This is a genomic window from Pseudomonas sp. 14P_5.3_Bac1 (assembly GCF_025466135.1).
Taxonomy (GTDB): Bacteria; Pseudomonadota; Gammaproteobacteria; order Pseudomonadales; family Pseudomonadaceae; genus Aquipseudomonas.
The window spans coordinates 19994-44306 of record NZ_JANLOF010000059.1; the positions used below are offsets into that span (position 1 = coordinate 19994).

General features: G+C 58.5%; 22 protein-coding genes, 1 other RNA gene and 1 pseudogene. 10 read left to right on the plus strand and 14 right to left on the minus strand.

Features of this window, described 5'->3' with window-relative positions; translation table 11 throughout:
• The first annotated feature begins 12 nt into the window (after positions 1–12).
• On the plus strand, positions 13–501 hold the full coding sequence (locus tag NTD89_RS16140) for a TIGR00645 family protein (RefSeq protein ID WP_106579278.1): 489 nt from the start codon (positions 13–15) through the stop codon (positions 499–501).
• A gap of 16 nt (positions 502–517) precedes the next feature.
• Here NTD89_RS16140 and NTD89_RS16145 read toward each other — a convergent pair whose 3' ends face one another.
• The 11 genes and pseudogenes from NTD89_RS16145 to NTD89_RS16195 all read right to left on the minus strand — a co-directional run bounded on the left by NTD89_RS16145 (position 518) and on the right by NTD89_RS16195 (position 12465).
• Positions 518–1951, minus strand: coding sequence for an ArnT family glycosyltransferase (locus tag NTD89_RS16145; RefSeq protein ID WP_262208588.1), 1434 nt, complete (start codon positions 1949–1951; stop codon positions 518–520).
• 127 nt (positions 1952–2078) lie between these two features.
• On the minus strand, positions 2079–3104 hold the full coding sequence (locus tag NTD89_RS16150; RefSeq protein ID WP_262208589.1) for a hypothetical protein: 1026 nt from the start codon (positions 3102–3104) through the stop codon (positions 2079–2081).
• 107 nt (positions 3105–3211) lie between these two features.
• Positions 3212–3466, minus strand: coding sequence for a DUF6124 family protein (locus NTD89_RS16155; protein WP_262208591.1), 255 nt, complete (start codon positions 3464–3466; stop codon positions 3212–3214).
• The gene (locus tag NTD89_RS16160) at positions 3417–4127 is read right to left on the minus strand and encodes an RraA family protein (RefSeq protein WP_262208592.1); all 711 of its coding nucleotides are present in this window, start codon (positions 4125–4127) and stop codon (positions 3417–3419) included. The genes NTD89_RS16155 and NTD89_RS16160 overlap by 50 nt, the downstream gene beginning before the upstream one ends.
• 92 nt (positions 4128–4219) lie before the next feature.
• Positions 4220–5275, minus strand: a complete 1056-nt coding sequence (locus NTD89_RS16165) for an NAD(P)-dependent oxidoreductase (protein WP_262208594.1) — start codon at positions 5273–5275, stop codon at positions 4220–4222.
• A 64-nt stretch (positions 5276–5339) separates the two neighbouring features.
• On the minus strand, positions 5340–5549 hold the full coding sequence (locus tag NTD89_RS16170; protein ID WP_200623899.1) for a hypothetical protein: 210 nt from the start codon (positions 5547–5549) through the stop codon (positions 5340–5342).
• An 847-nt stretch (positions 5550–6396) separates the two neighbouring features.
• A pseudogene (locus NTD89_RS16175) lies at positions 6397–6784 on the minus strand (integrase arm-type DNA-binding domain-containing protein); the annotation flags it as partial.
• Positions 6785–6972: 188 nt separating this feature from the next.
• Positions 6973–7369: a transfer-messenger RNA gene (gene ssrA, locus NTD89_RS16180) on the minus strand.
• A 103-nt stretch (positions 7370–7472) separates the two neighbouring features.
• A complete protein-coding gene (locus tag NTD89_RS16185) occupies positions 7473–7754 on the minus strand; it encodes a hypothetical protein (RefSeq protein WP_106579272.1) in 282 nt (93 codons plus the stop codon).
• Between the two features lie 135 nt (positions 7755–7889).
• Positions 7890–10700 carry an FAD-binding and (Fe-S)-binding domain-containing protein gene (locus NTD89_RS16190; protein ID WP_262208597.1) on the minus strand — a complete coding sequence of 937 codons (2811 nt, stop codon included), beginning with the start codon at positions 10698–10700 and terminating at the stop codon, positions 7890–7892.
• A gap of 70 nt (positions 10701–10770) precedes the next feature.
• Entirely contained in the window at positions 10771–12465 is a 1695-nt protein-coding gene (locus tag NTD89_RS16195; protein ID WP_262208599.1) for a lactate permease LctP family transporter, read from the minus strand.
• A gap of 251 nt (positions 12466–12716) precedes the next feature.
• Here NTD89_RS16195 and NTD89_RS16200 point away from each other — a divergent pair, with 251 nt between their 5' ends.
• Positions 12717–13484 carry an FCD domain-containing protein gene (locus NTD89_RS16200; protein ID WP_242200392.1) on the plus strand — a complete coding sequence of 256 codons (768 nt, stop codon included), beginning with the start codon at positions 12717–12719 and terminating at the stop codon, positions 13482–13484.
• Between the two features lie 37 nt (positions 13485–13521).
• Here NTD89_RS16200 and smpB read toward each other — a convergent pair whose 3' ends face one another.
• Positions 13522–14004 carry an SsrA-binding protein SmpB gene (smpB, locus tag NTD89_RS16205; RefSeq protein ID WP_003176160.1) on the minus strand — a complete coding sequence of 161 codons (483 nt, stop codon included), beginning with the start codon at positions 14002–14004 and terminating at the stop codon, positions 13522–13524.
• Positions 14005–14170: 166 nt separating this feature from the next.
• Here smpB and NTD89_RS16210 point away from each other — a divergent pair, with 166 nt between their 5' ends.
• Both NTD89_RS16210 and NTD89_RS16215 read left to right on the plus strand, forming a co-directional pair.
• The gene (locus tag NTD89_RS16210; RefSeq protein WP_124418492.1) at positions 14171–14605 is read left to right on the plus strand and encodes a type II toxin-antitoxin system RatA family toxin; all 435 of its coding nucleotides are present in this window, start codon (positions 14171–14173) and stop codon (positions 14603–14605) included.
• Entirely contained in the window at positions 14598–14900 is a 303-nt protein-coding gene (locus NTD89_RS16215; protein WP_262208600.1) for an RnfH family protein, read from the plus strand. Before NTD89_RS16210 ends, NTD89_RS16215 begins: the two co-directional genes overlap by 8 nt.
• A 65-nt stretch (positions 14901–14965) precedes the next feature.
• On the opposite strand, the gene NTD89_RS16220 is transcribed toward NTD89_RS16215, so the two are convergent.
• On the minus strand, positions 14966–15493 hold the full coding sequence (locus NTD89_RS16220; protein ID WP_106579266.1) for an outer membrane protein assembly factor BamE: 528 nt from the start codon (positions 15491–15493) through the stop codon (positions 14966–14968).
• 98 nt (positions 15494–15591) lie between these two features.
• Between NTD89_RS16220 and fur the strand changes: the two genes are divergently transcribed.
• On the plus strand, positions 15592–15996 hold the full coding sequence (fur, locus tag NTD89_RS16225; RefSeq protein ID WP_024077449.1) for a ferric iron uptake transcriptional regulator: 405 nt from the start codon (positions 15592–15594) through the stop codon (positions 15994–15996).
• Between the two features lie 87 nt (positions 15997–16083).
• Here fur and recN read toward each other — a convergent pair whose 3' ends face one another.
• Positions 16084–17757, minus strand: a complete 1674-nt coding sequence (gene recN / locus NTD89_RS16230; RefSeq protein WP_262208601.1) for a DNA repair protein RecN — start codon at positions 17755–17757, stop codon at positions 16084–16086.
• A gap of 254 nt (positions 17758–18011) precedes the next feature.
• Between recN and grpE the strand changes: the two genes are divergently transcribed.
• The 5 genes from grpE (at position 18012) to carA (ending at position 24245) form a co-directional block, all read left to right on the plus strand.
• Positions 18012–18572 carry a nucleotide exchange factor GrpE gene (gene grpE / locus NTD89_RS16235; protein WP_017139264.1) on the plus strand — a complete coding sequence of 187 codons (561 nt, stop codon included), beginning with the start codon at positions 18012–18014 and terminating at the stop codon, positions 18570–18572.
• 102 nt (positions 18573–18674) lie between these two features.
• Positions 18675–20591, plus strand: a complete 1917-nt coding sequence (gene dnaK, locus NTD89_RS16240) for a molecular chaperone DnaK (protein ID WP_106579264.1) — start codon at positions 18675–18677, stop codon at positions 20589–20591.
• Between the two features lie 316 nt (positions 20592–20907).
• Positions 20908–22032 carry a molecular chaperone DnaJ gene (gene dnaJ, locus NTD89_RS16245; RefSeq protein ID WP_119741042.1) on the plus strand — a complete coding sequence of 375 codons (1125 nt, stop codon included), beginning with the start codon at positions 20908–20910 and terminating at the stop codon, positions 22030–22032.
• 10 nt (positions 22033–22042) lie between these two features.
• Complete coding sequence (dapB, locus tag NTD89_RS16250; RefSeq protein WP_145162164.1) at positions 22043–22849, plus strand: 4-hydroxy-tetrahydrodipicolinate reductase; 807 nt, start codon at positions 22043–22045, stop codon at positions 22847–22849.
• 259 nt (positions 22850–23108) lie between these two features.
• A complete protein-coding gene (carA, locus tag NTD89_RS16255; RefSeq protein ID WP_124418491.1) occupies positions 23109–24245 on the plus strand; it encodes a glutamine-hydrolyzing carbamoyl-phosphate synthase small subunit in 1137 nt (378 codons plus the stop codon).
• The last annotated feature ends 68 nt before the right edge of the window (positions 24246–24313 follow it).

Genomic DNA, 24313 nt, shown 5'->3' on the forward strand with positions numbered 1-24313 from the left:
GTGTGAGATTCAATGGAACGCTTTATCGAAAATGCTATGTACGCCTCGCGATGGCTGCTGGCGCCGATTTATTTCGGCTTGTCCCTGGGGTTGCTGGCGCTGGCGCTGAAGTTCTTCCAGGAAGTGATTCACCTGCTGCCGAGCGTGTTCTCGATGGCCGAGTCCGACCTGATCCTGGTGCTGCTGTCGTTGATCGACATGGCCCTGGTCGGCGGCTTGCTGGTGATGGTGATGATTTCCGGCTACGAGAACTTCGTCTCGCAGCTGGATATCGATGAGAGCAAGGAAAAGCTCAACTGGCTGGGCACCATGGACTCTTCATCGCTGAAGATGAAAGTGGCGGCGTCTATCGTGGCGATCTCGTCCATTCACCTGCTGCGCATCTTCATGGACGCCAAGAACGTCGATCCGCAGCATTTGATGTGGTACGTGATCATCCACATGACCTTTGTGATCTCGGCGTTCGCCATGGGTTACCTCGACAAGCTCACCAAGCACTGATACCCCCGCGCCAGCCTTACTGCTCGACGAAGTAGTAAGGCTGACGGTTGATCGAGATTTGCTTGATCACCGTGACCTTCTCGGCCAACTGCTCCGTGCGGTCCAGCAACGCGATGTTGCCGGGCTTGGCCGTGAGATAGCTGCGCAACTCAGCTTCGGTTTGCAGGATCGGCAAGTAGGCCTGCAGATAGAACACGCTGGCCCCGGCGATGCGTTCGTTGGGCTGGAACAGCACCACGTCCTTGCCTTGGGCCTGGTAGGCCTGAACCTGAGTGATAACGGGCACAAACGACTGGCGCACGTCGGCTTTGGGCGCAAACCAGAACGCCGCCGCCAGGTAACAGGCTATCGCCAAGGTGAACACGCCGGCGATCACGCCTCGGTGCACGCGATACAGCGCCGGTTTGTTGGCTTTGAGCCACGCCAGCAATACCCCTGCGTATTCCGCTGCGAGTACGGCGGCAGCGGGCGTGAGTGCCATCAGGTAAACCACGCGCTTGCTCGAAGCCAGGGTCAGCAGGGTGAACTGCGCCACCAGCCACACGCTGAAAAACAGCCGGTAGCGGTTACGCACCAGGCTTTTGCGAAAGTGCCACAGGCCCAGGTACACCAGGATGTTCCACGGCAGGAAGGCCTCGGGCAGTTTGGCGATGTAGTAGTAGAAGGGCTCATAGTGCCCGGCCTCGACAAACGAACCGCTGAAACGCCCGACGCTGTTGGTCCACAGCACTTCGGCCACAGCCTGCATGCCGCCGCGCTGGAACAGGAAGCCCAACCAGATGAGCAACGGCACCAAGGCCAGCAGCGTGAACAGCGCCGGCTTGAGCCAGTCGCCAATGCGCACACGCTTATCCATCACGCTGGTGCTGGCCAGGTACACAAAGATCACAATGCCCGGCATCGCCAGGCCCAGTACACCTTTGCTCAGGGTCGCGATGACCATGCCGACGGTGAACAATGCCCAGGCCCACGTACTTGAACCTTCGCGGTCCGGCCGTACCGCTTGGTAGAACGCCAGCAGCGCGGTGGTCACGCCGAGGCTGAGCAGCGAGTCCTCACCCACGCCCCGCACGTTGCCCCAGTAACTGGCCATGGTTGCCAGAATCAGCGCTGCGCAGAATGCCATTGGCTTGGGCCGCCCAAACTTGCGCAGCATCGCGTAAAACAGCATCACGCTGAACAGGCCGGCAAATGCCGACGCCAGGCGCACGGCCCACGTCGTGCCGCCGAACAGGCGAATGGCGCCGGCGTCCAGCCATAGGCTCAGCGGCGGTTTTTCCAGGAAAGGTTCGCGGAACAGCCGCGGGATGACCCAATCATTGTCCAAGTGCATGGCCATGGCGATCCCGGCGACGCGGGCTTCGGTGGAGCCTTGCAGCTCATGGCCACCCAAGGCAAAGAAGAACAACACACCAGCGAGAAGGAGCAGCAGAGGAGCGGGACGCGTCATGGTTTCTGGCTACCGGGGCAAGGGACCGTTCGGGGGAACGGCCGTGGCGATCGGCTAGTATCTGCCAGCACTTCTGAACATTTCATGAATGAGTGTCAGTTTTTTGTAAGGCTGGCTGGCGTGCAACTCAGGGCAGTTTCAAGCTTGGCACGGCTGCCTTGCCTTGCGCTGTGAGTACCGGCTCCAACTGCTCCCAGGTGAAGGACAGGTCGTTGTCGCAGCCGTCTCCCGTGGCCGGTGTCGAGAGCTGCAGGCCCTGGGTGTTGAAGCTCAGGTCAAAGGAGGAGTAGCGGTTGATGGCCGGGCAGCCCTCGTCAGTGGTGGTTTGCGTGGTCAGCCAGCGGCTGAATGCGCTGGGCAGCTTGATTTGGCCGGAATACGGGCTGTCCCATTCTTCGCGCCCACCCAGCCAGGTCCACGGGTCTACGCTGTCGCCGGTTTGCAGGTTCCAGCTGTGCAAGCCCCAACTGATGCCGCCGCGACCGTAACCGGCTGTCCAGCGGTAAAACCGCACGGTGATCCACTGTGACGACCAGTAGAAGGGCTCTACGGTGATTTCACTGGTTGAGGCGCTGCCGCTCTGATCCAGCGCGTTGCGCCGCTCGCGGTAGAAGTCTGCCTGGCCGTCGGGGTTGACTGCCAGGCGCGCCAGGTCGCGGTTGATCTTTTCGATCGCCGGTCCGTCGCCTTCGAGCTTCAAGGTGACCTGCCCACCCTGGGTTTTCACTTGGTAGGCGTGCTCGCCGAACGTCTTCTTCTCCACCGTCACCGCCGGCGGCACCGCCTCGAGCGGGTTGTTATAGGTGTCGCTGGCGCAGCTGTCCGAATCCGCCCGCTTGAGCGCCAATGCCAGGCTTTTACCGCCCAGTGTTTTACTCCAGGTTCCCGTCAGCGTGTCGCCTTGCGGTTCGTCCAGTTGCCAGAAACCGGTATTGCCCTCTTCGGCCCACGGCTCGCTGGCGTTGGCTTGGGTCAGCTGGATGGGGGTGAGAATGCGCTGGTAGTAATAACTGCCATTGGCCCCGTGAGTCCCGTTGAAACAGGCCGTAATGGAAGACTTGCCCAGCGTGCCTTTCCAGACACCTGCCAGGTCGGCAGCAGAGGCGAGCAATGGCGCGCAGGCGAGCGCGAGGACAGCAAGAGGCTTGAGCACGGGTATCGGACTTCCGGTTGTCTGATAAAGGCCGTCAGGGTAATGGGAAGTGTGAGGGGTTTCCAGAGGGCGAGGCGTTGTGAGGCGGCTCGCCCTTTTGACGTCGCTTAGGGCTGAGGCGTGTGGCAGGGGAAGGGGTGGGTGCTCAACACACGGTCGATGAGTAGCTCGCCTAAAACGGTCAATTGCTGAGCGGCCAGCAGCGTGTGGCGATGCGAGCCTTCAAGCTTGAAGGCCAGGTCTGTGGTCATGGCGTTCAGGGAGGCGAGGGTTTCGCTGGCTTGGATCAGCAGGGTTTCGGGATCGACGCCTTCAGTAATCGTGAAGAGCGTTGTTGGAGGATTGGGGGTGATTTTTTTCATGGCGCAAACTCCTTGATTGATGGAGTCGCCAGACATCGCTGCTAAACGAAAAGGGTGGCGACTGTACGCGGGTTAGCAGACCAGGAATCAAGGAACCCAGCGCACCCGAAAGTGCCCCACGCACAGCCGCCATAATGCAGTCCAGCAGATGCTGGGCAGGTGGTGGCGTTGCAGGCCTTGATATTAACCGAGCTGCTAAACCCGGTCGCTGATTTTGCAGCGACTGGGGGAGGTTAGCGGGGAGGGGAAAGCGCGGCCAGTTCACCGACAGCGCGACATATTGAAGGAAAAATCCGAAGGCCCGCCGGCTGGGCTTTCCATCCTCCAGAAACAACAAACCCGCACTGGGCGGGTTCTGTTGATGCTTCGAATTGGCCGGAATCACCACCTGGCCATCGCCATCGCCGCGCAACCAATCATCCGGTTGTACCCGCACGCCGCCCAGCGTCACGGGCGCCTGGATCGCCTCAACACGCACCCGATCCTTGCCGGTGCGCGTCCAGTTACCCCAGGAAAAGATCGGGTAATTAAGCTCCAGCGCACGGTCGACATCGCGGCAGATACCGTCAATCACCGTCCCGGCCAACTGCTTACGGGCGGCGGTAGAGGTCAGCAAGTCGCCCCACACGGTGGTGTCGAGCCGAGCCTGGTTGTCGATCACCACCTCGCATCGCTGAGGTCGGTGCAACTCAGGGCGTTCAGACGGGTAAAAATAGAGGTTTGCATGGTGTGGCCTTCCTTGTGTCCGATAGGTTAATGCACGCTGGCGGCGTTACTGAATGCATGGATCTTGTCGACGATCTGGCGCGATGCCGTTCTGATTGCCGTGGTGGTATTGCCGGCGATATGCGGCGTCAATTGCGCGCAGGGAATGCCGGTCAGTGGCGAGTCGAACTGGTCCTTTTCCAAGGCAAAGGTATCGATGGCGACCGCCTTGATATGCTTGGGAAACTGGCGCATGAAGGCTGCCAGCTGGTGTTCGTCGACGATCCCGCCGCGTGCGGTATTGATCAGGATTGAACCTGGGCGCATCTGCCGGAACTCGGCAGTGCCGAACAAGCCTCGGGTCAGCGTGGTGAGCGGGACGTGGATCGAAACGATGTGCGCCTCGGCCAGTAACTGCGCAAGGTTTGCTCGTCGCTCAAGCTCAAGGCTGCGTGCCACCGGTTCGGTGAAACGCTCCGACCCGGTGGCGATCACCTTGATGCCCAGCGCCGCCGCCTTGCGTGCCACCTGCCGGGCAATGCTGCCGGTGCCCACCAGCCCAAGCGTGAGTTCGGCGTATTCGGGGCTAGGTGCCAAGCTGCCTTTTGCCCAATGGCCGTTGTGGGTTTGGGCGTTGTAGTAATCCAGGTCGCGAGACAGAAACAGCGTCTGGGCCACGACGTACTCGGCAACCGCGGCCGCGTTGGAACCTGGCGTGTTGAGTAGCGCCACGCCGCACTGCTCGCACTCAAGTCGATCAATATGATTAACCCCGGTGCCGGCCTGGGCAATAGCGCGCAGTGGCGTGGCCAACGCGGGCGAGCTGGCGGCGCGGATCAGACTGGCGCCCAGGGGGATGTTCAAGCGCGTCTTGAACACGCTGTAACCCCCGGCCCGACTCACGGCGGCAATAAAGGCCGGCTCGTCGTGGCAGTTGATCTCGGCATACTGAATGCGCGTGGTGTAGTGCTGCCGGATGCGCTCTTTGTCCGCGAAATAGTGCAGGTTGAGGGTGACGGCCAGACCCAGCTCAAGAAAGCGATCAACTTCCTCAAACAGTAACGGTGGGCCGGGGGCATCGAGTATCAGGGTAGTAAATGCCATACAGTTGATCCTCTTGGAGGGTAGCGCCTGCCGATACCCAGGTTGCCCTGGGTATTGGGGCTGATCACCAGGTGAAATGGTGGGCGCTGATGGGATCGACCAGACCTGCATCGGTACTCACGGCCGCGAGGAACCCGCTGTAGAAATCATTCAGCGATGAAGACTGGATGAACTCGGGATTGCTCTTGGCGTAGATAAGAAACAACCGATAGATTCTCAGGTTCTTTTCCTTGCGGTAGACCTCTGCCTTGAGGCTAGGCCACAGGTTGAGCAAGCTGCCTTGTCCAGATACGACAGCGTATCGATTTCGGCGTAGATCCTCAGGCAGCCGCGAGTGTGCGGGGTTTGCGAAGCATCATCCGTGTTCGCCTTGAGTGCGTGCTCCAATGCTCGCCATAGAACGTCATGCAGTAACGCAGGGTTGTACGGCCGATTGACGGGCGAGTTGATGCATTTTCCAGTATGGAGTTGATCACATGATTCATGGGTTCAAGCCTCGATAATTACAAATCCCTTATTTGCATGGCGCCAAACAGGCACAAGCAAAATCATCAATGTCCCAGGCTTAACCCACTGCGCCGCAACGAACGGAACTCACCTGTTCGCCGACAGAAAGCCCCCCCTTGTCGGTACCGAAAAACGGCAAAAAACTGAAACAACTTGTTACATCTGTGAGCAATAAAGCATGCCCCCGTTTTCTCGACAAAAGACCTTTTTGGAATAAACGGCATCGAAAAAATGATAGGGAGCTATCAAATATTGTTGAATGAAGGTCTAATTTTGAGCGCCGATATTTTCTTAAGCTTCTGTTTTTCGAGATGAAAAAAAGCTAAAAGAAAAAATAGCCAGAAAAGCGTTGGTGGAAGGGCGAGGTATTTTCCAGATGGATATGAAAAAAGTTTCATGAGGCTAACAGCCGCTCCCGCTCCCCTACACGAGCCTTTATATGATCCAAATGAGACGCTCGGAGGTTAAACACGCCAGTTGGCGCTTCGAACCTCATCTTTATCGACATGCGCCAGCGCGACTTCGATCAGTTCCGGATCCCACCCATGCTCGTTCAGGATGGTGCTGGCCATGGAGCGCATGTCGGGAAGCACATGCAGCGTGAGCGACCGCTAAATGTCCTCGGCATAGGCCGGCGTGACCGTATCTTTTTTTAAGCTCGAACCAGGCTGTGCTACGTTCTCGAAGGTCTGTTCCGTTTCTGCGCGCCGGGCCTCATTTAGCGTATCGCGCTGCACTTTCGGATCGATGCCTTGGGCGAGCAGCTCGCGGGCTTGCACTGCCATCTTTCGGGCGTTCGCCAGCGAAAGCTCTGGGTAGGTCCCAAGCCCTTGTTAATTCGGTTCTTGGTCACCGGTTCACGGTAGTTGAAATTCCATAGCAAAGAGCCGTTGCCGCGTACTCGAGGTTGCAAACCGTCCCCGTCGATGAGGACGTAATCCTTGGACGCGGGTTGACTCCCTTGAGCTGTCGATCAGAAAGGCGGAGGGTTTGAGCAGTCATGAGAGTTCCCTCACACGCTGATTTGGTATTCCAAAGGTGAGCACCGGGGGGGGCTGGAATACCGTATGGAATATCAAAACTTCTGGAGCTCCAAAAAGCTACGAAGACCTCAATAGACGCTGACGCCTTGTATTCACTGGATTTCAGGCACAAAAAAAGACGCCCGTGGACGTCTTTAGATGATGAAGTGGTGGAGCCGGGGGGATTTGAACCCCCGTCCGCCAGTACTCCGCTGTCGGTACTACATGCGTAGCCGTATCTATTAAGTTAACCCTCAGCGACCCGAAGGGCAGGGTGCTTTGGGCGAGTTGTGTAAGTTTTAGCCGCTTCGTCCACAACGTACTGCACGGCGATTCTGTTCTATATGACAATCACTTTGGGTTTACAGACATCCCCTGGTGATTGCTGGACCCGAAGGTACCAGAAGCTCAGGTCTAAGGCTGCTTACGCAGCGATAGCGAATTCCTGGCCGTAGTTTTCGTCATTGGCAACTATAAGAAGTTGCAACAGTGGATTTACGAGTTCTGTTACCAACTCGGCATGCACCTAAAGTTTCGCGACCGGCGTCGAATCCTAAACGGCCCCGTGCTTGTAACTCGTTGTTTCATAGTGAGTGACAAGCCTGTGCAGTGTACGCCAAACCGTCACAGAAGGCCAACCCGAAGGTTGACCTCTGCGGCTGGCGTGGTTACTGGTTGCCGCCTTTGTCGCTGTTCTGCAGGTCTTGCAGGGCTTTGGAGGTGATCTCGATGCACTTCTTGTCATCACCGGCCGCGTGCGCGGCTTTGGCTTGGGAGACAGCGGTATCGATTTCGCCTTTTTTGCCACTGGTATCGGTTGCGAGCAGGGCTTGGCCGTTATTGATTTTGTCCAGATTGATTTTGCACAGATCAGGCTCACCGGCAGCAAAAACAGGGGAGGCCATCATCGCAGCGGTAATGAACAAGCCAGCAAGAGCGGAACGCTTCATAGGGTATCTCCTTGCGAAAAAGGGCTCGACGCTGCTGGCGTTCAGAGGCGGCCAGCGACATCACTGTTAAGCCTCGTACGCCGAGGCCTATTCAAATGACTACGCAGACGCACAGGCGTTCGGTTTAGTGGCCATTTAATGCGCTCGAGCTTGCGTTACCCGGTCCACCAGGTACACCAACCCGTGATAATCAATGCCTCCATGCTGGCTCAGGCCGATCTCGCAGGTGCGGCTGGTGGAAATGCCTTCGCTGCAATGTTGCACGGCGTCCTTGAGCGACCGCAGTGAGTGGGCGTTGAGCTCGGGCGTGGTAAAGCCTTTGTCGCCGGCAAAACCGCAGCAATGGATGCCTTCCGGGATCACCACGTTTTTTGAGCAGCGTCGCGCGAGATCAATCAACGCCTGGCTCTCGCCCAGGTGCTGAGTGCTGCAGGTGACGTGCACGGCGATGGGCGCCTCCTGCGGCGTGAAGTCGAGGCGGTCCATCAGGTGGGTGCGGATAAAACGCACCGGGTCGTAGAGGTCCAGGCGTGTTTCGCCCAGGTCTTGTACCAGGCGCAGGGTGCAGGGGCTGGTGTCGCAATAGATCGGGTCGAGGCCGCCGCGGCTGGCGTGGAGCAGGGCGCCGATCAGCTCCTGGCGTTTGTGCTCGGCTTGTTCAGCATAACCTTTGGAGGCGAACGGCTGGCCACAGCACAGGCTGTCCTGATTGTCGGGAAAGACTACCTGGTAACCCGCTTTTTCCAGCAGCCCTCGGGTCTTTTCGTACAGCGACATCTGCTCTTTATCACCCGCCGCCGGGCCCATGGCGCGTGAGACGCAGGCTGCCAGGTAGACCACGCGCGGTCGCTCATCCGTCACGGCCGGGCTGAAGCGAATGGCTTTTTCCGGCTGAGGCATGGCGCTGCTCCACTGCGGGATTTGCCCCTTGGACAGCTTAGTCACCGTGGCGGACAGTTTGGCCAGGCGTGGCGCGCCCAAGAGCATGCGCGCGCCGTTGGCGACATGCAGGGTAAAGCGCGCACCTTGCAGTGCCGTGGCGAAATGGCTGGCAAGCCATTCGGCGGTTTTCTGACTGTCAGCGTCACGGGCGCGCAGCTTTTTCACCAGGTCGCCGGTATTGATGCCTACAGGGCAGCGTTGAGCGCATAACCCGGTGGCGGCGCAGGTGTCGATGCCTTGGTAGTGGTAAGCCGCTTCCAACTCGGTGGTGTCTGCACCCGCGCGTTTCTTCGCCTGGATATCGCGCCAGATCACAATGCGCTGGCGCGGGCTCAAGGTCAGGCCCTTGGAGGGGCATACCGGCTCGCAGAAACCGCACTCGATGCACTTATCCACAATCTCGTCGGCCGCAGGCAATGGCTTGAGGTGTTTGAGGTGAATGTGCGGGTCTTCGCTGAGCACCACGTCGGGGTTGAGAATGCCATTGGGGTCGAGCAGGCGTTTGAGCTGCCACATCAACTGATACGCATCGCTGCCCCATTCCAGTTCAACGAACGGCGCCATATTACGGCCAGTGCCATGTTCGGCTTTTAGCGAGCCACCAAACTCCACTGCCACCAGTTGCGCGACGTCGTCCATGAACGCTTGATAGCGTGCGATTTCTTCGGTGCTGTTGAAGCCTTGGGTGAACACAAAGTGCAAATTACCTTCCAGGGCATGTCCGAAAAGGATGGCTTCGTCGTAGCGATGTTTGTCGAACAACTCGATCAAGCGATTCACGCCGATGGCCAGTTGCTCGACCGGGAAGGTCACGTCTTCGATGATTACGGTGGTGCCGGTTTTACGTACAGCACCCACGGCGGGGAAGGTGTCTTTGCGGATGGCCCACAGCCTTGCGTTTTCGACCAGATCTTCGGTGAAGTCGACCTGTTTTTCCACAGGGAAAGGTGCCAGGGACGCCATGATCAGCGACAGCTGCTCGTGCAGCAACGACGGCGACGCGGCGCGGGATTCGATCAGTAGCGCGCAGGCATTTTCCGATAACTGCTGTACGAAAGCGGGCATGCCCGGTTTGTCCTGTACCGAACGCATGCTGCGCCGGTCCAGCAACTCGACGGCCGAGACCGGCTGGGTTTTCAGCACCGTCACCGCGTTGCAGCAGGTTTCGACATCCGGGAACACGATCAGCGCCGAAGCTTTGTGCGGGTGATCGATCACCGTGTCGTAAGTCACCGCGCTGATAAAACCCAGGGTGCCTTCGGAACCCACCAGCAAGTGGCTGAGGATATCCAGTGGCTCGTCGAAATCCACCAAGGCATTGAGTGACAGGCCGGTGGTATTTTTCAGACGGTATTTGTGGCGGATTTTGGCCGCCAATTCAGCGTTTGCCCGCGTCTCACGTCCCATCGTCGCCAGGCGTTCCAGCAGCGCGCCATGTTGGTTGCGAAAAGCCGCGACGCTCGCCGCATCTTCGGTATCCAGGCGGCTGCCGTCGGCCAGTACCAGCCGGATGCCAGCCAGGGTGTGATAGGTGTTCTGCGCGGTACCGCAGCACATGCCGCTGGCATTGTTGGCGACGATGCCGCCAATTTTGCAGGCATTGATCGACGCGGGGTCCGGGCCAATCTTGCGTCCGAACGGCGCAAGCCACGCATTGGCCTGCGCGCCAATCACGCCGGGTTGCAGGCGGATCTGTGTGCCTTGCCCACGAATCTCGCGACCGTTCCAGTTGTCACCCAGCACGATCAGCACCGAGTCGCTGATGGCTTGGCCTGACAAGCTGGTGCCCGCCGCGCGGAAGGTCACGGGCACGCGATCACGCTGAGCCAATTGCAGCAGTGCAACTACTTCGTCTTCCGACTCCACGCGAATCACCAGCTGTGGGATTAGTCGGTAAAAGCTGGCGTCGGTGCCGAAGGCCAGGGTGGAAAGTGGATCGTCGAAGCGACGATCTTTCGGGATCAGTTGTGCGGCGTCGCTCAGGAAAGCAGCAGGCAGGCTCATCGGTCCTCCAGAAATAGCTGACGCCGGCATGCGTGTCCGGCGTCGATTCTTACCCTATTACGTGCAGGTTTCAGTGCACCAGCATACCGGTGAACCAGTAGGCCTGCGCCAGCGTGATCAGCCCGACGATGGTGGCAAAAAACAGGCTGTGCTTGAGGGTAAAGCGGAACAGATCGGATTCCTTGCCCACCAGGCCGGTGGCGGCGCAGGCGACGGCGATCGACTGCGGCGAGATCATCTTGCCGGTCACACCGCCGCTGGTATTGGCGGCAACCAATAGCACGTCGTTGACGCCGATCTGGTGAGCAGTGGTGGCTTGCAGCGAGCTGAACAGGGCATTGGAGGATGTGTCAGAGCCTGTCAGAAAAACGCCCAGCCAGCCAAGGAATGGCGAGAAGAACGGGAATGCAGCACCGGTTCCGGCCAGCACCAGCGCCATGGTCGAGGACATGCCGGAGTAGTTGGTGACGAAGGCAAACGCCAGCACCATGCCAATCGAGAGGATCGGCCAGCGCAGCTCGTAGAAGGTCTCTTTTAAAGTGGTCAGACCAGTTTTTGCGTTGATCTTGAGCACCAGCATCGACACGAGTGCGGAGAAGAAAATCGCCGTGCCGGTGGCTGAAATGGGGTCCAGTTTGAACACGGCTGGAATCGCTGTTGGGGTGGTGACGATCGGGGCGACCTTGATCACCAACTGGTCCAGGTGCGGGATCGCGAAGTTGAAGACCCAGCTGTACATCGAACCGCCTGCCGCGAACATTGCCTTGAAAGGTTTGAGGGTCCAAAGGGTGACCAGGATGGTCAGGATCAGGAACGGCGACCAGGCTTTGAAAATCTGCCCCAGGCTGTAGGGCGAAGCGACCGTTTGGCGTGGTTGGCCGAAGCCGCCGGCACTGGCGGTAACTGCGGCGCTGGACGTCGCGCCGGCAATCTGCGCGCCCGCGGTGCGCGTGGGCTGCCAGACTTTCAGGAACAAGGTCAGGGCTATCAGGGCGGCCAGCGCGGAAGTGATGTCCGGCAGCTCCGGGCCGATGAAGTTGGAAGTGAAGTATTGGGTAACGGCAAAGCTCAGGCCTGCCACCAAGGCGGCCGGCCAGGTTTCACGAACACCACGCAGGCCGTCCATCATGAACACCAGCCAGAACGGCACGAACAGTGACAGCAGGGGCAGTTGGCGGCCGGTCATGGCGCCGATCTTGAATGCGTCAATGCCGGTGACCTGGCCTGCGACGATGATCGGAATACCTAGCGCGCCGAAGGCCACCGGCGCCGTGTTAGCGATCAGGCACAGACCGGCGGCGTACAACGGGTTGAAACCCAGGCCGACCAGCAGGGCGGCGGTGATCGCCACAGGTGCGCCGAAGCCGGCCGCGCCTTCGAGGAACGCGCCGAAGCAGAAACCGATCAGCAGCACTTGCAGGCGCTGGTCGTCGGTAATCGACAGCACTGAGCTGCGGATGATCTCGAACTGGCCGCTCTTGACCGTCAGTTTGTAGAGGAACACGGCCGCGACGATGATCCACGCGATAGGCCACAGGCCGTAGGCAAAGCCATAACCGGCGGCGGCCAGTGCCATGTCCACGGGCATCTGGAAGGCAAAGATAGCCACCAGGATCGACAGCCCCAAGGTGATGCTCCCGGCGATGTGGCCTTTGAGGCGAAACACGGCCAGGGCCAGGAAGAAAAATACGATTGGAATGACGGCGGCCAATGCGGACAGGCCGAGGCTGCCGAGCGGGCTGTAGAACTGTTGCCAGGTTTGCATATGGGGTGGCCCCTGATTGTTGTTGTTAGGTCAGCGTGGGTAATTGGTAATACCAATTTACAGTTGCTGTTGGCTAGAGTAAAAGCCTGGGATGGGGTGTGTCAATTTGCCGCTCGCGAAACTTTGGTCGTAGCTGGGCGGCGCAGAGGTTCTGCTCGGGTAAATCGAGGGCGTTCTGATAGGTGCCGCAAGCGCGGCGATAGGCCAGAATAGAGGGCCCGGCGAGTGGTCGGGATTGTGGAGAGTGAGTTATGGGGTTTGATCAGGTGCGTCAGCGCCGTCTGTCTGACGATATCGTCGAGCAGCTTGAGGGCATGATCCTCGAGGGCACGTTGAAGTCGGGCGAGCGCTTGCCGGCCGAGCGCGCGTTGGCTGAGCAATTTGGCGTGTCGCGCCCATCGTTGCGCGAGGCGATCCAGAAGCTGGCGGCCAAGGGGTTGCTGGTCAGTCGCCAGGGCGGCGGCAACTATGTGGCGGACTCCCTGGGGTCGACGTTCAGCGACCCGCTGCTGCACCTGCTGGAAAATAACCCCGAGGCCCAGCGGGATTTGCTGGAGTTTCGCCAGACGCTTGAAGCATCGTGTGCTTTTTACGCCGCACAGCGCGCCACCGAAGTTGATCGTGAGCGGCTGACTGCAGCGTTTGAGGCATTACAGGATTGCTACACGCGCGTTGATGAAGTGAGTCGGGTGGAGGAGGGTGCGGCGGATGCGAGGTTTCACTTGGCTATCGCCGAGGCCAGCCATAATGCGGTGTTGCTGCACACCATCCGCGGCTTGTTTGATCTGCTCAAGCGCAACGTGGTGACCAACATCGGTGGCATGTATCAACAGCGTACGGAAACCCGCGACATGCTGATCAGTCAGCACCGGGATTTGTACCTGGCGATTATCGAGGGGCGGGCCGAGCAGGCGCGTGAGGTTTCAACACGCCATCTGCTGTATGTGCAGGAGGTGTTGGAGGAGGTGCGTCAGGAGGTCCAGCGCGTGGCGCGGGCGGAGCGACGTAAAGGCCTGTAGCCCGGGTGAGTCACCCAGGGCTACATCGTCACAAGGATTATTCTTCCTTGCCCTTGTTGCGTACGGCGCGATGCAGCTCACGATTGGAATCGCGCTCGCGCTCGGTATCGCGCTTGTCGTATTCCTTTTTACCCTTGCCCAATGCGATCTCGCACTTGACCAGGTGCTTGCTCCAGTACCACGACAGGCAGATGCAGGCATAGCCTTTCTGCTGTACAGCGGCGGCGAGCTTTTCGAGTTCGCGGGCGTTGAGCAACAGCTTGCGCGTGCGCACCGGGTCAGCAATCACGTGGGTGCTCGCGGTGGTCAGCGGGGTGATATGACTGCCGAGCAGCCATGCCTCGCCATCCTTGAGCAATACGTAGCTGTCGACCAGTTGCAGCTTGCTGGCGCGCAGACTTTTTACTTCCCAGCCGGCCAGGACCAGACCAGCCTCGAACCGATGTTCGATGAAGTAATCGTGTCGCGCCTTTTTATTTTGCGCGATGGTCCCTGTGGGGTGTTTCTTTTGTTTAGCCATAGGGGCGGCATTATAGGGAGTTGCGAGCGTGTCGGCTACGGTCAACCTGCGTGCTTGAGCGTGTTGGACGAATCCCGGACAATACCGGCAGTTCTTTGGTTTTTTTCTCTCGCGGATCGGGCTGTTCTTTCGCGATGTTTGCCTCAGCAGTGGAAGTAACGCTCACATGACGACGCATATTCAACGTTCGGCTTTATTGCCTTATCCGGCGCAGGCGCTCTATGACCTGGTCAACGACGTGGCGCGTTACCCGGAATTCCTGCCATGGTGCAACACCGCCGAGGTGCTGGAGAGCAGTGATGAGCACATGGTTGCCAGTGTCGGTGTGGCGAAGGGCGGCCTCAGCCAGCATTTTGTTACGCGCAATGTGTTGGTCCCTGGGCAATCCATCGAAATGAATTTGCAAGAGGGGCCGTTCACCCAGCTTCATGGGGTATGGGTGTTCAAGGCGCTGACTGACAAGGCCTGCAAGATCAGCCTGGACCTGTCCTTTGATTATGCGGGGCCGATTGTGCGGGCAACGTTGGGGCCTTTGTTCAACCAGGCGGCCAATACGCTGGTGGACGCATTCTGCCAGCGGGCCAAGCAACTGCATGGTTGAGATTGAGGTGGTGTATGCCGCCGAAGACCGTCAGGTCTTGTTGGCGGTCACTGTGCCGGCGGGCACAAGCCTGAGGGCTGCGGTGCTGGCGTCGGGTATCGCAGTGCACTTTCCAACAGTAGTCTTGGCTGATTGCCCTTTGGGCATATTCGGCAAGGTAGTTACGGATGCGGATACGCGCGCTGTGCAGCCGGGTGACCGTATCGAGATTTACCGGCCCTTGCTGGCAGACCCCAAGGAAGTGCGCAGGCTGCGCGCGGCCAAGGCGGCGATAGCCCGGCAGAAAATTTCATGACTCCCTGCTAAAAGGCAGGCAACAAAAAGCCCGGCATGCCGGGCTTTTTATCGAGCGCCGCAAACTTACTGCGGGCCGGTGTCCAGAGGCTGAGGCGTCGGGACTGGAACGGTTTGCACGCCGTCCACGTCCTTCTGGATCTGATCCAGCAAGGAGCCTGGCTTGGCCGGCACTTCAGACTTAGGCTTTTCTGCTTCCTGCGCGGGCGCAGTCACATTGGTGCCGTTGTCCTTGCCCAGCAAGGCTTCATCACGGCTTACGCCAGGCATGAAGTCACCGGACAGGCTGACAAGCTGGTCATTGCCATTGAAGATGACACTGACGCGTTCCTGCTGGCGTTCACCGCCACCAGGCTGGATGCTGTAGAGATAATCCCAGCGATCGGCATGAAAAGTGTCGGTCAGCAGGGGGTTGCCCATAATAAACCGTACTTGCCGTCGGGTCATTCCCGGGCGTAACTGGTCTATCATGTCCTGCGTGACGACATTGCCCTGCTGGATGTCGATTTTGTAAACCCCGGGGAATGAACAACCGGCGAGTGCGAGCAGTCCCACAAGGGTGAAACTGGTTAGCAAGAGCTTGGTGTTTTGCATCGGTGGGCGACTTCCACTATCTTGGCTGGGACAACGTAAACGCCGATCATACCCGTATTAAGAGAAGCTGCGAAGCAGCATCCGCGAGAAAGCTAACCATGGTTGAAAATAGCGAACTACGCAAAGCCGGTCTTAAAGTGACTCTGCCACGAGTCAAGATTCTACAAATGCTCGATTCTGCTGAGCAGCGCCACATGAGTGCCGAGGATGTTTACAAGGCGCTGATGGAGTCTAACGAGGACGTTGGCCTGGCCACGGTTTACCGTGTGCTGACCCAGTTTGAAGCCGCAGGGCTGGTGGTTCGTCATAATTTCGACGGCGGTCATGCGGTGTTCGAATTGGCTGACGGTGGTCATCACGACCACATGGTTGACCTGGATACCAACGAGGTTATCGAGTTCACCAGTCCGGAAATCGAGAAGCTCCAGAAGGCTATCGCCGAAGAGCATGGTTTCGATTTGGTGGACCATAATCTGGTGCTGTACATCCGTAAGAAAAAGTAAAAATCGACGCAGATTTGCTCTGCAAAACGATTGAAGGCGACCCTAGGGTCGCCTTCGTGCTTTCTAAATAGAAGAAATAACCGGGTTTTAGGCCTTGGCTGCCACGACCATTTTCTTCGCGTGGGCCAAAGACTCTTTGGTCAGGTCGATCCCGCCCAGCATCCGCGCCACCTCTTCCACACGTTCCGGCTTGTTCAGTTTGGAGACGGCCGTGTGGGTTGCATCGCTGCCGCGTACTTTATGTACAAACAGGTGCTGATGCCCTTGAGCGGCCACTTGCGGCAAGTGGGTCACGGTCAAGACCTGACCACGTTCGCCCAGGCGGCGCAGCAATTGGCCAACAATTTCCGCAGTCGGCCCGCCGATACCCACGTCTACTTCATCGAATACCAGTGTGGGTACCCGCGAGGTTTGCGCGGTAATGACCTGGATCGCCAGGCTGATTCGCGACAGCTCGCCGCCAGACGCCACTTTCGCCAACGCCTTGAGCGGCTGACCGGGGTTGGCGCTCACCAGCAGCTCCACCTGTTCCAGGCCGTGGGGTTGCAGCTCATTGCTGGTGTTGGCATGCAGTTCGATGGTGAAGCGCCCGCCCGGCATGCCGAGGCGCTGAATTTCCTGCTCTACCGCTGCGGCCAGGCCTGTGGCCGCCTGCTGGCGCAGCTCGCTTAATTCGCGAGCTTTCTCCTGGTAGTGGCGAGCAAAGGAGGCGAGCTCGTCACCGAGGCGCTCAATGGATTCGTCATTCGCGTTCAAGGTTTCGATTTCATCCAGCAACTTCTGCTGCATCGTCGCTACTTCGGTTGGCTGAATTCGATGTTTGCGGGCCAGGGTGTAAATAGTGTCCAGACGTTCTTCGATTTCCTGCAGGCGCGCTGGGTCCGCGTCGAAGTGATCAAGGAAGCGATTCAGTTCGCCCACGGCCTCTTCGACCTGGATCTGTGCGCTGGTCAACAGTGTTGTGGCTTCACTCAGCGAACCGGACGCGTTGTTCACGCTGGACAGTCGATTGAGGCTGGCGGTCAATGCGTTCAGGACATTGCCCGAATCACTTTCGCTGCACTGCTCCACCACTTGGCGACAGATACCCAGCAGGGTTTCGGCATTGGTGAGGTTCTTGTGCTCCTGCTCGAGCTGCTCCAGCTCGGTTTCGCCAAGGCCCAGGCTTTCGAGCTCTTCAAGCTGATAGCTAAGCAGCTGATGGCGAGCGCGCTGCTCGTCGCCGGAGTTGGAAAGACGCTCCAGCTCCTGACGAGTCTGACGCCAGCGCTGGGCGGCAAGTTGTACCTGCCGGGCCAGGTCGGTGGCGCCGGCATATTCATCGAGCAGGCGGCGATGGGTATCGGTTTTCAGCAGGGATTGGTGTTCGTGCTGGCTGTGGATATCGATCAGCAGCTCGCCCAGGGCTTTCAAGTCGCCAAGAGGGCAGGGCGTGCCATTGATGTAGCCGCGCGAGCGGCCTTCCGCGGTGATGACCCGGCGCAGGATGCACGGGCCTTCATTATTAAGATCGCGCTCGGCCAGCCAGGTTTCGGCTTCTGGAATGTCTGCCAGGTCGAAGGTCGCCAGGATATCGGCCTTGTCCGCACCGGGTCGCACCACGCCGCTGTCGGCACGGTCGCCAAGCGTCAGGCCCAGGGCGTCGAGCATGATCGACTTGCCGGCACCGGTTTCGCCTGTGATTACGCTCATCCCGCGATCCAGTTCGAGGTCCAGATGTTCAACGATGGCGTAGTTATGTACAGACAGGTGCACGAGCATGGCGGCCGCTCCGAGGCGTTAGGTCTGGTTATTTATACAGTGTTTTGTTTGAGGCTGACAATCCTGATGCTTAGCTCGATTTGCTTGATTGCGGGAGTTTCTTAGCTCAATGAGGAATGAGTGCGCAGGAATTGATCCAGAGCAGGCGAAAGACTTTTGGTAACGCCTGCGCTCTTGAACCTGGAAATTGTGGCCCCATATACCGGAACAGAAGCGCGAGTTGAGTTCGCGCATGATTTTGAAAGGAGAAATCTATGGCTGACGAACAGACGCAGGATACGCAAACTCCAGACGCCAATTCGGCTGCCGGTGATGAGCTGGCGACTCGTGTGCAAGTGCTCGAAGAGCAATTGGCTGCTGCGCAGGACCAGTCTTTGCGTGTTGCCGCCGATCTGCAGAACGTCCGCCGCCGTGCCGAGCAGGATGTCGAGAAGGCTCACAAATTCGCGTTGGAAAAATTCGCCAATGACCTGCTGCCGATTATCGATAGCCTGGAGCGTGGCCTTGAGCTGTCCAACCCGGACGATGAAAACATCCGCCCGATGCGCGAAGGAATTGAGCTGACGCTGAAAATGTTCCAGGACACCCTCAAGCGTTATCAGCTGGAAGCTATCGATCCGCAAGGCGGCGAGCCGTTCAATGCAGAGCATCACCAAGCCATGGCCATGCAGGAAAGCCATGACCTGGAGCCCAACAGCGTATTGAAAGTGTTCCAGAAGGGTTATCAGCTCAACGGTCGCTTGTTGCGCCCGGCGATGGTGGTGGTGAGCAAGGCTCCTGCACCTGTTGCACCTTCTATTGATGAGCAGGCTTGAAATCAGTCGTAAAGGCCCCATCTATAAGTCAAGCGTTTAAGTGCTACCGCAGTTAGCCACCACTGCTGCGGCAACCAAATTAAAGTTTCGGGAGAGTAAATCATGGGCAAAATTATCGGTATCGACCTGGGGACTACCAACTCCTGCGTCTCCGTGCTGGAAAACGGCGTTGCTAAAGTTATCGAAAACGCCGAAGGCGCGCGTACGACGCCGTCGATCATTGCATACGCCAACGACGGTGAAATCCTCGTCGGTCAGTCGGCCAAGCGTCAGGCTGTGACCAATCCGCACAACACCCTGTACGCGGTGAAGCGTCTGATCGGTCGTAAGTTCGACGAAGAAGTCGTACAGAAAGACATCAAGATGGTCCCTTACAAAATCGCCAAGGCTGACAACGGTGACGCCTGGGTTGAAGTAAACGGCCAGAAAATGTCGCCGCCGCAAATCTCGGCTGAAATCTTGAAAAAGATGAAGAAGACCGCCGAAGACTACCTCGGTGAAGCAGTGACTGAAGCGGTGATCACCGTTCCGGCCTACTTCAACGACAGCCAGCGCCAGGCGACCAAAGACGCCGGCCGCATCGCGGGCCTGGACGTAAAACGTATCATCAACGAACCTACCGCAGCGGCTCTGGCTTACGGTATGGACAAGGCCAAGGGCGACCACACTGTGATCGTTTACGACCTGGGTGGCGGTACTTTCGACGTCTCCGTGATCGAGATCGCTGAAGTTGACGGCGAGCACCAGTTTGAAGTGTTGGCCACCAACGGCGACACCTTCCTGGGCGGCGAAGACTTTGACATTCGTCTGATCGACTACCTCGTTGACGAATTCAAGAAAGAAAGCGGCATGAACCTCAAGGGTGATCCGCTGGCCATGCAGCGCCTGAAAGAAGCCGCTGAGAAAGCCAAGATCGAGCTGTCTTCCGCTCAGTCGACCGACGTGAACCTGCCGTACATCACTGCAGACGCCACCGGTCCTAAGCACTTGAACGTGAAGATCTCGCGTTCCAAGCTGGAAGCACTGGTTGAAGACCTGGTTCAACGCACCATCGAGCCTTGCCGCATCGCGCTGAAAGACTCCGGTATCGACGTTGGCTCGATCAACGACGTGATCCTGGTTGGCGGTCAGACCCGTATGCCACTGGTTCAGAAGCTGGTCACCGAGTTCTTCGGCAAAGAAGCCCGTAAGGACGTGAACCCGGACGAAGCCGTTGCCATGGGTGCTGCTATCCAAGGTGCGGTACTGGCCGGTGACGTGAAAGACGTGCTGCTGCTGGACGTCAGCCCGCTGACTCTGGGCATCGAAACCATGGGCGGCGTGATGACCGCGTTGATCGAGAAAAACACCACGATTCCTACCAAGAAATCGCAAGTGTTCTCGACTGCCGACGACAACCAGGGCGCTGTGACCATTCACGTGCTGCAAGGTGAGCGTAAGCAAGCGGCGCAGAACAAGTCTCTGGGCAAGTTCGACCTGGCTGAGATTCCACCAGCACCACGTGGCGTGCCACAAATTGAAGTGACCTTCGACATCGACGCCAACGGCATTCTGCACGTAGGCGCCAAAGACAAGGCCACAGGCAAAGAGCAGAAGATCACCATCAAGGCCAACTCCGGTCTGTCTGATGAAGAAATTCAACAGATGATTCGTGATGCTGAAGCCAACGCTGATGCAGATGCCAAGTTTGCTGAGCTGGCCGGCGCCCGTAACCAAGGCGATGCCCTGGTTCACTCGACGCGCAAAATGATCTCCGAAGCAGGCGACAAAGTGACTGCTGAAGAGAAAACCGCAATCGAAGCAGCTGTGGTTGCTCTGGAAGCCGCCATCAAAGGCGACGACAAGGCTGCCATCGAAGCCAAGGTTGAGGAGCTGTCGAAAGTTTCCGCACCGGTTGCTCAGAAAATGTACGCCGAACAAGGCCAGCCGGCAGAAGGCGCTGCGCAGCACGCAGAGCCTGAAGCCAAGCACGACGATGTTGTCGATGCCGAGTTCGAAGAAGTTAAAGACCAGAAGTAAGTTGGTCGCCCGGTTGACCGCTATCAAGCGGTGACTGGTAGGATGTCGCCGCGCGGGAGCTTGCTCCCGCGTTGGCGTGTCTGGGGTATGCGAATTTTTACAACATGCGACAAGGTTCGGATGTTGGCGGTGTGACTGGGAATGCTCCTGCTTCCTGGCGACAGTCACCGCGTTTTTGGCCGGCTCCCTGGCTAAAAGCAGTTATGACCAGGATCGTTGAATTGACGTGAGTTGGGTCCGGGCCTGTATTGGGGCTCAACGAGTTTGGCAAGGCTCAGGAGGGTCTGGCCGAACGTCCTTAAGAGTGCAAAGACTTATGGCAAAGCGTGACTATTACGAAGTGTTGGGTGTGGAGCGTGGCTCCAGCGAGGCGGACCTGAAAAAGGCTTACCGTCGCCTGGCGATGAAGCACCACCCGGACCGTAATCCGGATAGCAAAGAATCCGAAGAGCTGTTCAAAGAAGCCAATGAGGCCTACGAGTGCCTGTCTGATCCCAACAAGCGTGCGGCCTACGACCAGTATGGTCATGCGGGTGTTGACCCAAGCATGGGCGGCGGCGGTGCTGGCTTTGGTGGTCAGAATTTCTCCGATATTTTCGGCGACGTATTCAGCGACTTCTTCGGCGGTGGCCGTGGCGGCCAGCGTGGCGGCGCTCAGCGTGGCAGCGATTTGCGCTACACCCTGGAGCTGAACCTGGAAGAAGCCGTGCGCGGCACCAGCGTCAATATCCGTGTGCCGACGCTGGTCAATTGCAAGCCGTGCGATGGCTCGGGCGCCAAGAAAGGCTCTTCGCCGATCACGTGCCCAACCTGTGGCGGTATCGGCCAGGTGCGTATGCAGCAGGGCTTCTTCTCGGTGCAGCAGACCTGCCCGCGTTGCCATGGTCAGGGTAAGATCATTTCTGATCCGTGCGACTCCTGCCACGGCGAAGGCCGCGTAGAAGAGTACAAGACCCTCTCGGTGAAGGTGCCGGCGGGTGTCGATACCGGTGATCGCATTCGTCTGTCGGGCGAAGGTGAGGCGGGGACTCAAGGTGGGCCTACGGGCGACCTGTATGTGGTGATCAATGTGCGCGAGCACTCGATCTTCCAGCGCGATGGCAAACACCTGTTCTGTGAAGTGCCGATCAGCTTTGTCGATGCGGCCCTGGGTGGCGAGTTGGAGATTCCGACGCTGGACGGTCGGGTCAAACTCAAGATTCCTGAAGGTACGCAGACCGGCAAACAGTTCCGTATTCGTGGCAAAGGCGTTGCGCCGGTACGCGGTGGCGGTGCTGGCGACCTGATGTGTCGCGTGGCGGTGGAAACACCGGTCAACCTCGGGCGTCGTCAGCGCGAACTGCTGGAAGAGTTCCGCAGTTCGTTGGAAGGTGATGACTCCCATTCGCCGAAAACCACCGGCTTTTTCGATGGCGTGAAGCGCTTCTTCGGCGACCTGTAAGGAAGTGAGTATGCGACGTATAGCCGTAATGGGCGCTGCCGGGCGCATGGGCAAGACGCTGGTTGAAGCGGTGCAGCAGCGTTCGCCGGCCTCGGGGCTGACGGCGGCGATTGTCCGCCCGGGCAGCACATTGATCGGTGCGGATGCAGGTGAGCTGGCCTCGCTGGGGCGCATCGGCGTTTCGTTGTCGGGCAACCTGGAGCAGGTGGCCGACGAGTTCGACGTGCTGATCGATTTCACCCTGCCGGAGGTGATGCTGAAAAACCTGGCGTTCTGCCGCAAGGCGGGCAAAGCCATGGTGATCGGTACCACGGGCTTGAGTGCTGAGCAGAAGCAGTTGCTGGTGGAGGCGGGCAAGGATATTCCAATCGTCTTCGCTGCCAATTTCAGCGTGGGCGTGAACCTGTCGCTCAAGTTGCTGGACCTGGCCGCTCGCGTGCTGGGTGATGAGGCGGATATCGAGATCATTGAAACCCATCATCGCCACAAGATCGACGCGCCGTCGGGTACCGCATTGCGCATGGGTGAAGCCATAGCCGATGCGCTGGGGCGTGATCTGTCGAAAGTCGCGGTGTATGGCCGTGAAGGTCATACCGGGGCGCGTGCACGTGACACCATCGGTTTTGCCACTGTGCGCGGTGGCGATGTGGTGGGTGATCACACTGTGTTGTTCGCCTCCGAAGGCGAGCGCCTTGAGATCACGCACAAAGCCTCAAGCCGCATGACATTCGCCAAGGGTGCGGTACGTGCCGCCCTCTGGTTGGAAGGTCGTGAAGCGGGGCTGTACGACATGCGTGATGTGCTGGATCTGCACTAATCAGTAGCTAAAACGGGGCCTCAGGATTATCCTTAGGCCCCGTTTTTACCCGCTAAGCGACTTCCTGTCGCATTCCCCTGCCTTTAAGGCTCATTAGCGGTGGACCAAAAAAGCCTTTTTCTGTAAGCTACAGCTTTAGTGTGTCCACTAAAAGCGCGCAGAATAATTCAGTGAAGAAGCGGGGTGACGTGTCCATACGTCACTCCGCTTTTTTACAACCTGCGATCGCCCTTTCAGGCTTTATTTACGGGAGGTCTTCTTGACTAAGCCAGCCATACTCGCCCTTGCTGATGGCAGCATTTTTCGCGGCGAAGCCATTGGAGCCGACGGTCAAACCGTTGGAGAGGTAGTGTTTAACACTGCCATGACCGGCTATCAGGAAATCCTTACCGATCCTTCCTACGCCCAACAGATCGTTACCCTGACCTATCCGCACATCGGCAACACCGGTACTACACCGGAAGACGTCGAGTCTGATCGTGTCTGGTCGGCTGGTCTGGTCATTCGTGACCTGCCGCTGGTTGCGAGCAACTGGCGTAACACGATGTCGCTGTCCGATTACCTGAAAGCCAACAATGTTGTGGCAATCGCCGGTATCGACACGCGCCGCCTGACACGCATCCTGCGTGAAAAAGGCTCGCAGAACGGCTGCATCATGGCGGGTGACAATATTTCCGAAGAAGCGGCGATTGCCGCAGCGCAAGGCTTCCCTGGCCTGAAAGGCATGGACCTGGCGAAAGTTGTCAGCACCAAAGAGCAGTACGAGTGGCGCTCCACTGTCTGGGACTTGAAGACCGACAGCCACGAGACCATCGCCGCTGCCGACCTGCAATACCACGTGGTCGCCTACGACTACGGGATCAAGTACAACATCCTGCGCATGCTGGTTGAGCGCGGTTGCCGCGTGACCGTGGTGCCGGCGCAAACCCCGGCCAGCGACGTGCTGGCCCTGCAGCCGGACGGTGTGTTCCTGTCCAACGGCCCAGGTGACCCCGAGCCTTGCGACTACGCCATCAAGGCGATCAAGGAAGTGCTGGAAACCGAGATTCCGGTATTCGGTATCTGCCTCGGTCACCAACTGCTGGCCCTGGCCTCCGGCGCCAAGACCCTGAAAATGGGTCACGGCCACCACGGCGCCAACCACCCTGTGCAAGACCTGGACACTGGCGTTGTGATGATCACCAGCCAGAACCATGGTTTTGCGGTGGATGAAGCGACTTTGCCGGCTAATGTTCGCGCTATTCACAAGTCGCTGTTCGACGGTTCCCTGCAAGGCATCGAGCGCACCGACAAGAGCGCGTTCAGCTTCCAGGGCCACCCTGAAGCCAGCCCGGGCCCGAACGACGTAGCGCCGCTGTTCGACCGTTTCATCAATGAGATGGCCAAGCGACGCTGACTGAGCGGCCTGCGGGCGGCCCCGAATGTCGGTGGCCCCCGCAGGCTCTTCAAAGAGTGTTCAAGACG

What these genes read in the sequence shown, in the direction of transcription:
- NTD89_RS16140 (WP_106579278.1), top strand. Translation starts at nt 13, where the DNA reads ATGGAACGCTTTATCGAAAATGCTATGTACGCCTCGCGATGGCTGCTG.
- NTD89_RS16145 (WP_262208588.1), bottom strand. Translation starts at nt 1,951, where the DNA reads ATGACGCGTCCCGCTCCTCTGCTGCTCCTTCTCGCTGGTGTGTTGTTC.
- NTD89_RS16155 (WP_262208591.1), bottom strand. Translation starts at nt 3,466, where the DNA reads ATGAAAAAAATCACCCCCAATCCTCCAACAACGCTCTTCACGATTACT.
- NTD89_RS16165 (WP_262208594.1), bottom strand. Translation starts at nt 5,275, where the DNA reads ATGGCATTTACTACCCTGATACTCGATGCCCCCGGCCCACCGTTACTG.
- NTD89_RS16185 (WP_106579272.1), bottom strand. Translation starts at nt 7,754, where the DNA reads ATGAAGCGTTCCGCTCTTGCTGGCTTGTTCATTACCGCTGCGATGATG.
- NTD89_RS16190 (WP_262208597.1), bottom strand. Translation starts at nt 10,700, where the DNA reads ATGAGCCTGCCTGCTGCTTTCCTGAGCGACGCCGCACAACTGATCCCG.
- NTD89_RS16195 (WP_262208599.1), bottom strand. Translation starts at nt 12,465, where the DNA reads ATGCAAACCTGGCAACAGTTCTACAGCCCGCTCGGCAGCCTCGGCCTG.
- NTD89_RS16200 (WP_242200392.1), top strand. Translation starts at nt 12,717, where the DNA reads ATGGGGTTTGATCAGGTGCGTCAGCGCCGTCTGTCTGACGATATCGTC.
- smpB (WP_003176160.1), bottom strand. Translation starts at nt 14,004, where the DNA reads ATGGCTAAACAAAAGAAACACCCCACAGGGACCATCGCGCAAAATAAA.
- NTD89_RS16210 (WP_124418492.1), top strand. Translation starts at nt 14,171, where the DNA reads ATGACGACGCATATTCAACGTTCGGCTTTATTGCCTTATCCGGCGCAG.
- NTD89_RS16215 (WP_262208600.1), top strand. Translation starts at nt 14,598, where the DNA reads ATGGTTGAGATTGAGGTGGTGTATGCCGCCGAAGACCGTCAGGTCTTG.
- NTD89_RS16220 (WP_106579266.1), bottom strand. Translation starts at nt 15,493, where the DNA reads ATGCAAAACACCAAGCTCTTGCTAACCAGTTTCACCCTTGTGGGACTG.
- fur (WP_024077449.1), top strand. Translation starts at nt 15,592, where the DNA reads ATGGTTGAAAATAGCGAACTACGCAAAGCCGGTCTTAAAGTGACTCTG.
- recN (WP_262208601.1), bottom strand. Translation starts at nt 17,757, where the DNA reads ATGCTCGTGCACCTGTCTGTACATAACTACGCCATCGTTGAACATCTG.
- grpE (WP_017139264.1), top strand. Translation starts at nt 18,012, where the DNA reads ATGGCTGACGAACAGACGCAGGATACGCAAACTCCAGACGCCAATTCG.
- dnaK (WP_106579264.1), top strand. Translation starts at nt 18,675, where the DNA reads ATGGGCAAAATTATCGGTATCGACCTGGGGACTACCAACTCCTGCGTC.
- dnaJ (WP_119741042.1), top strand. Translation starts at nt 20,908, where the DNA reads ATGGCAAAGCGTGACTATTACGAAGTGTTGGGTGTGGAGCGTGGCTCC.
- dapB (WP_145162164.1), top strand. Translation starts at nt 22,043, where the DNA reads ATGCGACGTATAGCCGTAATGGGCGCTGCCGGGCGCATGGGCAAGACG.